Annotated in this window: 9 protein-coding genes; 3 read left to right on the top strand and 6 right to left on the bottom strand. The window is 59.6% G+C overall.

What is annotated here, in order from left to right:
- Positions 1-349: 349 nt before the first annotated feature.
- From BO1_RS60005 to BO1_RS47295, 4 genes are all read right to left on the bottom strand, one after another.
- Positions 350-523: a hypothetical protein gene (locus BO1_RS60005; RefSeq protein WP_156992805.1), complete on the bottom strand. Its 174-nt coding sequence runs from the start codon at positions 521-523 to the stop codon at positions 350-352.
- Positions 524-639: 116 nt separating this feature from the next.
- Positions 640-1,965 carry an alpha/beta hydrolase family protein gene (locus tag BO1_RS47305; protein WP_156992804.1) on the bottom strand — a complete coding sequence of 442 codons (1,326 nt, stop codon included), beginning with the start codon at positions 1,963-1,965 and terminating at the stop codon, positions 640-642.
- A 104-nt stretch (positions 1,966-2,069) separates the two neighbouring features.
- Positions 2,070-3,104 carry an alpha/beta hydrolase fold domain-containing protein gene (locus BO1_RS47300; RefSeq protein ID WP_028223553.1) on the bottom strand — a complete coding sequence of 345 codons (1,035 nt, stop codon included), beginning with the start codon at positions 3,102-3,104 and terminating at the stop codon, positions 2,070-2,072.
- A gap of 84 nt (positions 3,105-3,188) precedes the next feature.
- Complete coding sequence (locus BO1_RS47295) at positions 3,189-4,511, bottom strand: serine hydrolase domain-containing protein (RefSeq protein ID WP_028223552.1); 1,323 nt, start codon at positions 4,509-4,511, stop codon at positions 3,189-3,191.
- A 141-nt stretch (positions 4,512-4,652) separates the two neighbouring features.
- Here BO1_RS47295 and BO1_RS47290 point away from each other — a divergent pair, with 141 nt between their 5' ends.
- Together BO1_RS47290 and BO1_RS47285 are read left to right on the top strand one after the other, a co-directional pair.
- Positions 4,653-5,297, top strand: coding sequence for a TetR-like C-terminal domain-containing protein (locus tag BO1_RS47290; protein WP_084688830.1), 645 nt, complete (start codon positions 4,653-4,655; stop codon positions 5,295-5,297).
- 129 nt (positions 5,298-5,426) lie between these two features.
- Positions 5,427-6,188: a bestrophin-like domain gene (locus BO1_RS47285; RefSeq protein ID WP_028223550.1), complete on the top strand. Its 762-nt coding sequence runs from the start codon at positions 5,427-5,429 to the stop codon at positions 6,186-6,188.
- Between the two features lie 427 nt (positions 6,189-6,615).
- Here the strand turns inward: BO1_RS47285 and BO1_RS55795 are convergent, their stop codons facing one another.
- Both BO1_RS55795 and BO1_RS55790 read right to left on the bottom strand, forming a co-directional pair.
- Complete coding sequence (locus tag BO1_RS55795; RefSeq protein WP_052409867.1) at positions 6,616-7,524, bottom strand: alpha/beta fold hydrolase; 909 nt, start codon at positions 7,522-7,524, stop codon at positions 6,616-6,618.
- A gap of 147 nt (positions 7,525-7,671) precedes the next feature.
- A complete protein-coding gene (locus tag BO1_RS55790) occupies positions 7,672-8,814 on the bottom strand; it encodes an MFS transporter (protein ID WP_218002877.1) in 1,143 nt (380 codons plus the stop codon).
- 112 nt (positions 8,815-8,926) lie between these two features.
- On the opposite strand from BO1_RS55790, the gene BO1_RS47270 reads away from it, so the two are divergent.
- Positions 8,927-9,715 (top strand): AraC family transcriptional regulator, encoded by a 789-nt coding sequence (locus BO1_RS47270; RefSeq protein WP_028223549.1) that lies wholly within the window; start codon positions 8,927-8,929, stop codon positions 9,713-9,715.
- The last annotated feature ends 170 nt before the right edge of the window (positions 9,716-9,885 follow it).

Genomic DNA, 9,885 nt, shown 5'->3' with positions numbered 1-9,885 from the left:
ACGGTGGCTCCTGACGGCGGTGGGTCGATGCAGTGAAAAACGCCACTGGCTTGCGCCAGTGGCGTTTTTTCTTATTCATCGGCCGTCTTCGGCCCGTCGACAGCAGAGCGAAGTTCATTGAAATTTCCTTGGCACGAACAAGCGGTTACCCTCTGCGGACCTGTGTTGGTTGATGTGCTCATGGCAATCCCCTTTCGATTGAAGGGAGATTCAGTTTGTGCTCTGAACAACGGGCGATAGTCGACCCGTTGCTGCCGGTCGGCTCGACGAGTTCAATGGCTGGTTTTGAGAGTGCACCGGTCGTCCGAGTAGCCGCACGACCGTCTGCGACTCGTCCAACACTATGGCACTAGCCCGCATCAGCATCCATATCCACAACCCGGAGCACCTTGCGATAACGGTAAGGTCGTTTTGCCAGCTTCTGCGGAGGCTCTGCCGGGTCTGGATCGCGACGTAGATCAGAGAGGCCGTAGCCGAGACCGCTGATGATTGCGGCGATAGGTGCGACATTGGAATGCCACATGACCTCCCTGGTTTATGACACCAATCAGCAGGAACCGTCTGGAGTTCTAGCTCCAGACGGGGGCGGCCAAGATCCACGCAGATTTTGACAACGCCAGATGTCGGCTCGTCACGGACTTACTTGACGTCGGCCAGGACCTCGTTGAGCCAGTCGTACATCCTGCCGTAGGCGAGACGGCCTGCGCCCATCTGGCAGTGGGCGCCTGCGCCCTCGGCGTCAGTGAACTTCATCATCGTCTTGGGGCAGGTCAGGTGGTCGAATAGCTGCTCGGCCTGGCCTTGAAAGAACAGGTCCTTCTCTGCATCGCAGACCAGGGTCGGACATTTGATCTGCTCTGCAATACCGTCCCGCATATGGAAAGACTGGGTCGCGGCCAGATAGGCGCGTGGGGTGTCCGTACCGAAGGCATACATACCGTGGGTGAAGGCCCATCGTGCGACGCTGCTGGTCTTCATCGCGCTTTCCAGCATCGCGTCGAGTTCCGGCGAGCTAGGTGCGGACAAGGCTGCGATAACCGCATCGCGTTTTTCTGCCGGGAGACCTGACAATTGCGCGATACCGTAGTCATAGACGCCATCATCGGCGATGCACGCCGCAAGGCGATGCTCGAAGGCAGCCGCTCGCGGTGCGAGGTAGCCGCCCAGGCTTTCGCCATGAATGGCGATCTTCTTCGGGTCAACGTCCTTCCGTGTCAGGAGGTAGTCGACGACTGGCGTGACCACGGTCTCCCAATCGCCGCGGAAATGCAGTCCCTGGCGGTGGACCGAGGCGAACTGTCCGGGGCCGTCGAACACAAGTACATTGAACCCGCGTTCGACCGCGGCACGCGCGCCATTCCAGTGCATCTCCTCCGGCGAGCCGTCGAAGCCATTGTTCAGGATGAGCGTCTGACGCGGTGCGCCTGAGTCATCGGCCGGGTGGAAGTAGCCCGCCAGAGTCGTGCCCTCGAAGGGAATCTCTACGGCCTGGATCGCCGGCGTGAAGAGAGCCGCAGCTTGCCTGTAGCAGGCTGTGGTTCGCTCGAAGGCCCGCTTCATCCGCGGGTCGTCGGAATTGGCGTGCAGAAAGAATTCAGCGCTGCGGTAGTAGCTGCAGGCCCGCAGATAGTTGTCACGAGCGCTGATCTTGTGGCCTTTCTTGAGCTGGGCCGCCGCCTCGTCGGCAAGCCGGTCGGCGACGGCGCTGTGCGCGTCGTACCAGCTATCGTAGTCGCCGGATTTGATGTTCCTGGTGATGGCGATGACCTCGCCGAAGAGAGCGCCGCCATATTCGGCCGCACCAAACAGTCGGACGGTCTCGAACCAAAATTCGGGGTCGTCCTTGAAGAGCAAAGCGTCTGTTCCGGCATTGTCGGCCAAGAAGGATTGTGGCTTCTGCGCACCACCATCGGTCGATACCGAGGCATGGGTTGAAGCGGCTTGCGAGAGATTGCGATGGCTCATTTTCGGAGTCCTCAAATTAAGACTGACGGTTGCAACAAGAAGTATGCGGCGCCGGGCGGTCGCAAGACGGGCGCAGCGCTGTGCCAGGATTTGGAGAGCTGTGCTCAACCGTTAGCGAAGTCGGCAATGTCTAATGCGGTGCTGCGTGCGATGTCAGGGCAGACGACAGGAAGAATTTCAATTCCGTGGCAGGTGCCCATCACCTGGCGGCAACGCACCGGGACACCAGCGCCAAGCAGCAGCCTGTAGAAGCCGATGCCCTCGTCGCGAAGCGGGTCGCACTCGTTGACGCTGATCACCACCGGCGGCAGCCCGGCGACATTTGCGTGCTGGGCGAAGCCCGGCCAGGCCAGTGGATTGCGGGCCTTGAATGCGTCGATGCCGTAGGCCATGGCGGCGCGGTTGTTCTGCACGGAGATGAAAATGCCTTCGTTCTCGCTCGACGACGGGTTCTGAGGCAGCGGCCACTCTCCGGCGATGAACGGGCACATTGCGTAGATGCCCTTGATCAGACCGAGGTCCCCGTCCTGCTTCAGCTTCATGCCGACTGCCAGCGCAAGGTTCCCGCCGCCACTTTCGCCGGTAACCACGATGCGCGCCCGATCGATGCCGAGGGCGGTGGCGTTGGCGCCAACCCATTTGAGGCCGGAGATGCAATCGTTAAGGCCGGCTGGGAAAGGCGCGATTTCCGGCGTTGAGTCGGCATGCACCGAGTTGCGGAAATCGACCATCGCCACGGCCACGCCCCGAGCAGCAATCATGCGGCCCCAGGTCTTGTAGTTACCTTCGTAGCAGGAGCTGAACGCCATGCGGCCGCCGTGTATGTAGTAGATGCACGGCAGGACCTCAGTGCCCTCAGGCCGGATGTATTGAATCTGGACCGTGTTGCCGTCGGGCGAAGAGGTGAAGGTCTCCGTGCGCACTGTAAGGCCAGTCGACGGGGCGACATCTTCACTGTCCATGGTGTCAAAAAACGCGACCTGGCGAGCGTAATTCGCGTCGCCTTCCGGGGAGAGCTCCTGCGCCAGCAATTCCTCTCGACTGGCGACGTTCGGCTGCGGTATACCGAGGGGTATTCCGGCGAAGAACGCCTTGATGCGAGGGTCGAGGCGAGGATCGAGTTCAAGTTTCGAGGGCATATGACAAGCCTTTCCTAAAAAGAGACAGGGGTGCGCCTGAAGGGGAGGCGCCGATCGCAAGAATCAGCGCATTCGCTCTGCGAGCTAGAGCGCGGGGTCGACCAACGCCCCGTAGGTAATGGATCGCGAGATCGCGCGGATGTCAGGCACCGGATAGGGCCGGCCGGTCATCTGATTGCCTGCGTCCACTTGCTGAACCATGCCGACGACGACAATGTCGTTGCTGGGGTCGACCCAGAACCAGGTGCCGTGAACGCCCCCCCAATAGAAAGTGCCGACGCCGACCGCTCCGCCGTTGAAATCGGCTCTGGCGGGATCGAGCACGATGCCCACGTTCATGCCGTAGCCGATACCCGTGAACGATTGCAGGAAGTGCATTGGCACGCCATCAGGCAGCAGGTTGCTCGTCATCAACTTGACCGAGCCTGGTGAAAGAACCTGTACGCCGTCGAGTTCACCGCCGTTCGCCAGCATCTGCGCGAAGCGCAGATAGTCTTGAATGGTTGAATAGAGGCCAGCGATTGAAAGCAAAAATTTGGGCTTCACCCCCGCAGGAGTGCCGGCCACGGTTGGGAACGCCGACTGATCTGGGGCGAGTACGAGCTTGAGGCTGTCATCCAGGGCATAGCGCGGTGCGATGCGATCGCGCTTCACCGGCGCCACCTCGAAACCCGTGTCCTTCATGCCCAACGGGGCAAAAATCCGCTGTTCAAGGAAGACGTCGATTGTCTGGCCGGTGATCCGCTTGATGATCGCGCCCTGAACCTCCTGCTGCAAACCGTAGCGGAAATGCGTACCCGGCTGTGCTTCCAACGGCAGCCTGGCCAGCTTGGCAATCAGGTCGTCGTTCGTGCCGCTCCACAAATCAGCTGCCGCATACATAGCGTCGACGTCTGGATTGATGCTACCGAGAAGCGGTCCGAAGGCGAAGCCCGCGCAGGTCGACATCACGTGACGCATTTGCATTGGACGGTCAAGCGGCACGAGCGTGCCGTCTTTGCCCATTACCTTCAGGTCCGAGAATTCTGGAATGAAGCGGGTGACCGGATCGTCGAGTTGCCACTTGCCCTCCTCGTAGAGAAGCAGCATCGCGACGGCGACGATCGGCTTGGTCATTGAGGCGATGCGGAAGATTGCGTCCTCGCGCAGTGGCTTGCGGCTTTCGAGTGTCTGGTAACCGTAGCAGCCGGACTTCACCAGCTTGCCATGACGGGTGACCATCACGCTGATGCCCGCGTAGTGGCCAGCATCAATCTCCGCTTGCATCGCGCCGTCAAGCCGGTTCAGGCGTGCAGGTGCGAAACCGACGGATGCCGGCGAGGCAACCTCCAAGGGGGGTCGCATCACGGCGTCAACCTCGCTAAAGGCTGTGGCGGCGGTGGGGTCGATGTCGTAGATGCGGCTCATTGCAGTTCTCCGTATGATTTCCTTAACGCAACAAATCTGCGTTAAGGAAATCATACGCCAAAAAATCGTTAACGCAAGTGTCTTGCGTTAAAATATATCGAGACACCTTGCTTTAAGGTGAGTGATGACAAATTGAAAGGAATGGCCACAGGCCGACAGGTAATGAACTCGATGAGCGACGAAAATGAAGGCCTGAATGGGGGCCAGCCTAATGTGAGGCGCCGGACGGGTGGACGATCAGCCAGGGTTCGGGAGGCCGTGTTACGAGCCACATGGGAAATTCTGTTGGAGCAAGGCGTCGATGGCCTGACCTTTAGTGAAATAGGTCGACGGGCGGAGGTGCACGGGACCTCGGTGCAGCGGCGGTGGGGGTCCAGGGAAAATGTACTTTTCGATGCCTTGCGGACCTACGGCACCGAAGCCCTCGGCATCCCCGATTCCGGCTCGTTGCGTGGAGATTTGGTCGGTTTTTCCAAAATCCTGTCAGCTTATTTCGCGACGCCAGTTGGAAAGTCAATACTGCAGATGGTCGTAGCCAATGCCGACAACGATCCCGACTTTGCGACACATCGTGCAGAGTTCGTGCAAATTCGGATTGCCGCGATGCAAACGATGATCCGGCGTGCTGCGGCTCGTGGCGAGTTACGTGAGGGGATCGACCATGAAGTCGCCATGGATCTTGCGCTTGGGCCGCTCTACGTCAGAACCTTGATCACCCGACAGCCCATCGACGATAGTTTCATTGAGCGCTTTGTGGACACATTGCTGCGAGGGTTGGCCAGGTAGAGTGGCCCGCTTGGACCTGAAAGCCAGGCTATGTGATGCCGCCCTTGGCAAACAACGCGCATTTCAGGGTAGCCACCGGATGTCAGTACACAGTCTCGTGCCGCACATAAGCCCGGATGGAGAAAACGGATGAGCCACCTCGTCATCGCCCTGATTGTGTTTGTCGCCGTATTCAGTAGCGCACTGCTTGGACTGTACCTGCGCACCGTGTTGCCAGAACATCACCTTAGCGAAGAATCAGTCAACGTCGTAAAACTGGCGACGGGCCTTATCGCGACAATGGCCGCGTTGGTACTCGGCCTGCTGATTTCGTCGGCGAAAAGCCAACTGGATACAGCGAACGCGGCGATTGTCCGTAATACTGCCAGCGTCGTTAATCTCGATCGCGTACTGGCCGAATATGGACCAGAAACGCAGGAAATACGTGCTTCACTCAAGCGTAACTACATCGCAACGATCCAGATACTTGCATCCGGCGACCCTTCGCAGTTGGCTCGACTCGAGAGCGCTGAGGCGGCCGGTCGGTTGGAAGAACTGCAGCGTCAGTTGCAGGCCCTTTCGCCCCGCACGGACGAGCAGCGTCAAAGACAGACGCAGGCCATACGGATTCTCGATGACCTGTCCGCGGCGCGCTGGCTGGAATTGCTGGGAGCGACTGGTCCGATCCCCGTGCCGCTGCTGATCGTTCTAGTGTCGTGGCTGGCCATGATCTTCGGCACGTTTGGCTTGTTTACCCAACGCAACGGGACAATCATTGCAGTCTTGTTCACGGGTGCTCTGTCGACTTCCGAGGCGATATTTCTGATCCTCGAAATGGATACCCCGCTTAGTGGCATGGTCAGGCTCTCGCTGACGCCGATGCGCGACGCGGTCGCTCTTCTTGGAAGGTAGACGGAGACGAATTTGAATCCGCAGGGTTGTCCATCAGACGTCCGCAGACGAGGCAAGTGATGCCCCGCCACTAATGTATGGGCAAATCGTGCGTGTAGTTCGTAAATCGCCGATGACCTAACACGGTAACGACACTTGCGGGTCCCATGTCGGCCAGGCAGCGGACACTCACACTGCTTGTCTCTATGAGCGCTACTGGCCGGCCACCGCCTCACGACGAAGCGCGACGGTCGACACGGATGCAGCTTCTCATACAGAAGGCATATCCTGACCCGAAGCGGTCCCTTGCACGGGTTTCGGGTTCGTCTGAAGCGCAACTCGAGAGCGGCTTTTCGTTGAGCTTCATTAGAGCCGCTGCAAACGAACGGCGTCGATCCGGTAACTCCCGGCAATTAGAGCAGGTTCGATCGCCATCGCCGCGCTCGCCTCATCCGTAGAAATCGTTCAACGTGCCAACAATTGAATTGAAGAATGCCGGGTCGAGCGCATGCCCCATAGCGTCTATGATGTGTAACTTCGCGCCCGGTATCACGGACGCTGACCACCTGGCGTGCTCGACCGGAAAAATGGGATCGTCGCTCCCCTGGATGAGTAGCACTGGTACTCTGATCGCTGAAAGTTCTTCGACGGTCAAGGCCGAGGTTAGCTTCTGTGCCAGCGCGTGATTGCTATTGTTTGCAAGTGCGGGTCCCAAACCGTCATTGCGCGACAGGGGTAGTTGCGCAAACGCATGGCCAAGGGCTTGCCAGGCCGCTTCATCAAAGGGCGACCTGGGCCCGGCAGCAAGCCGAAAATTCTCGACAAATCGCCTGGCGACTTCTTCTATAGTCGTCGGCGCTGTTGCATTGAGCGCGACCACCTTGGCGACGTAGTTGGGCGACGGACGGGGAAGTTCACCTTCTCTCGCGGCTGCCCCCGCAAACGCGTCGTTCTTGGGTCGCAAATCCGCCGAGGACATCATGACGGTAAGGCTCAGCAATCGCTGAGGCCGCCGGATTGCCATCCGATATCCAATGACTCCACCTTGAGATAGCCCGACGATGTGAGCCTTGCTCAGTCCAATGCCGTCCAGAAGCGCAAACGCATCTTCGACGAGGTCGTCCAGCGTATAGGGTGTCTCGTCAAAGTCGATGTACGTCGAGAGCCCTGTATCCCGGGCGTCGAAACGTATGACGTACAGGCTAGTCGCCGCCAGCATCGCGCAGAATTCGTCGGGCCAGACCAGTCCCGGTGCGCTATTCCCCATCACCAGAAGCAGTGCCGGATCCGTACGCGATCCAAACGCTTCGTAGTAGAGTTCAATTTCGTTTGCGTGAATCGCTCGTCTTCCTTGCATCGTCATCTTCCTTGCATCGAAATGTTCTGGGGCCGCCGACACGCTTTTATCTCGTATTGAGGCTATACGGGGCGAGTCCTGCGCGTCCGAAGCGGGAGTTTGTCTATCCACCGGTTGTACGGCGTTGACCCGCGGGCGCCCGTGTCATCAGGGCACTGGTTCGATGTTGCGGGTGCGTGGCTCCATGCACTGGGCGAAGCTCGCGCCCACCGCGACGAGGCCGCAGGCTAGTACCGATCCCGCGAGCGCCTGCGTCCAGCCGACTAGCAACATGCCCGCCCCGATCATCAGATAGTACAGCAGCCCAAACAGCGCGCCGGCCGTGCCGAGGCGGTCTTTGTAGGCACTCAGTGATTCTCCGAGGATGTTGGGAATCGCCACACCGAAGGCAAGGACGATCAGCAGAACCGGCAACAGAAGGTACGCCGTGTCCTGCATGAATCGCAGCCCGATTCCGCCGGCAAGCACGAGGATCGACATGGCGGCGACGAGTTGCCTGCCGGCGTAGCCGCGCCTGAGCAGGCGCCGGTTCAGCCATGCGCCCGCGCAGGAGCCGGCCGCGAGCAGGAAGCCGCTGTATCCGTATGCTTTGACGGAGAGGTGCAGACGTTCGAACACGAATGGACCGAGTGCATAGTAACTATAGAGAGCCACATTGAAGACCGCGACGAGCAACGCGGACCGCCATATCGCCGCGTCGCGAATCATCTTTCCCGCGGTTGCCGGCAGCGACGCCGAGGCAAGCATGGCAGGCCGTGTCTCCCGCAAGCGAGCCGCAGCCCATCCAAGCAAGGCGAGTGACAAGCTTGCAAGGCACAACATTGCCCCCTTGTATCCGTAATGACCTACCACGGCAGCACCTGTGAAGAGGCCAATCGCGGGACCGGCTGCCAGTACCATACCCGCAGTGGCGAAGACTTTTGCTAGCGCCTCACCGGAGTAACGGTCCCGCAAGATGGTCTGCGTAACGACCGATCCAACGGCTGCGCCAAATGCGGCGAATGCCTGCGTGACCAGCAAACCGTAGAACGTGTCGACGAACAGGGCGGCCGCCGATGCCGCGGCATAGAGTACCAGGCCGCCCCCCAGCGCGGGACGCCTGCCCATGAGATCGCTCACGCGCCCCCATACGACGACGCCTAGCGCAAATGCAAGGAAGTAGACCGTCAGCGCCTGGCTCGCTATCGCAGGCGCCACCGAGAAAGTACGAGAGAAATCCGCGAGGGCGGGACTGTAGAGTGTTTGCGCAATTTGCGGAAACATCAACAAGGCGATCAAGAGCGAAAGCAACTTCGGGCCCTCATAGGGGGTATCGGAACGCGGGAACCGAATTGTCGCGTGGGCCCCTATTGTCCTGTTACCACTTGTTGGACAATCAATCCCTGAAATCGGACAATCGGCTATGGCCTGGCTAAACGACACCACTGCATTCGATCCCGACGCATACGAGGCCGAAGTCATTGGTTTGGCAACGTCTCTCAGCGAGCACGATTCCGGCGCGCATTCGCACGGGCGCGGCCAACTGCTCTACGCAAGGCGAGGCTGCATTCGTATCACCATGGATACGCAGCTTTGCCTGCTGCCACCGTCCCGGGCCGTCTGGATTCCTCCGGTGATGCTCCATCGCGCGGTGATGCATCGTGTCGTCGACTATCGGTCGTTGTACTTTCGCCTGGACATCGCCGCGACGATGCCGCCCGAGGTTCGGGTCATCGACGTCAGCCCATTGCTTCGTGCTGTTATGGAACCCATCGCCCAAGCGGACTTCGGCCAGACCTGGGCGAGTGGCCGGTATGCGCATTTGCTGGCTCTGTGCATCGATGAGATCTGCGCCGCACCGTGCACACCCATGCTGCTTCCCTTGCCCAACGACAGGCGGCTCGCGAAGCTCATCGAACACCCGGAGAACCTGCCGCCCGAGCTGCATGTGCTCGAAACGCAGGTTGGGGCGAGTGCCAGGACCATTACCCGCATCTTCCAGAAAGAAACCGGTATGAGCTATCAAGCCTGGCGCCAGCAATGGCGCGTCATGCGGGCCATTGAATGGTTGTCCACAGGACTTGACATCTCACGCGTCGCCTCGGAGTTACAGTTCTCGAGCGACAGCGCTTTCATCGCGTTCTTCAGGAACATGGTCGGAGAGACACCCAAAGCGTATCTACGCGAGCAACAGCAACGCATTCGCGAGTGACTGCAGCAGTTCTTTTGGTGTCAAGCGCTACAGTGAGTTAAGCTTGCTAACTCTTTGCGAACCGGGTTCTGGCATCGGCCTACAGCGTCGCAGACGATGGGGCCATGTTCGGCCGGCAGAAAGTACCATTAAACCAGACGCTCGGGGCTGGAGGCCGGATGTCTCGTTAT

Source organism: Paraburkholderia oxyphila NBRC 105797, assembly GCF_000685075.1.
GTDB lineage: Bacteria > Pseudomonadota > Gammaproteobacteria > Burkholderiales > Burkholderiaceae > Paraburkholderia > Paraburkholderia oxyphila.
The sequence above is the reverse complement of the archived record's forward strand: the minus strand, read 5'-3'. Positions and strand labels throughout refer to the sequence as shown.

Excerpts from the sequence above, each read along its gene's own strand:
- BO1_RS47305 (WP_156992804.1), bottom strand. The coding sequence starts at position 1,965 with ATGAGCCATCGCAATCTCTCGCAAGCCGCTTCAACCCATGCCTCGGTA.
- BO1_RS47295 (WP_028223552.1), bottom strand. The coding sequence starts at position 4,511 with ATGAGCCGCATCTACGACATCGACCCCACCGCCGCCACAGCCTTTAGC.
- BO1_RS47290 (WP_084688830.1), top strand. The coding sequence starts at position 4,653 with ATGGCCACAGGCCGACAGGTAATGAACTCGATGAGCGACGAAAATGAA.
- BO1_RS47270 (WP_028223549.1), top strand. The coding sequence starts at position 8,927 with ATGGCCTGGCTAAACGACACCACTGCATTCGATCCCGACGCATACGAG.
- BO1_RS60005 (WP_156992805.1), bottom strand. The coding sequence starts at position 523 with ATGTGGCATTCCAATGTCGCACCTATCGCCGCAATCATCAGCGGTCTC.
- BO1_RS47300 (WP_028223553.1), bottom strand. The coding sequence starts at position 3,104 with ATGCCCTCGAAACTTGAACTCGATCCTCGCCTCGACCCTCGCATCAAG.
- BO1_RS47285 (WP_028223550.1), top strand. The coding sequence starts at position 5,427 with ATGAGCCACCTCGTCATCGCCCTGATTGTGTTTGTCGCCGTATTCAGT.
- BO1_RS55795 (WP_052409867.1), bottom strand. The coding sequence starts at position 7,524 with ATGCAAGGAAGACGAGCGATTCACGCAAACGAAATTGAACTCTACTAC.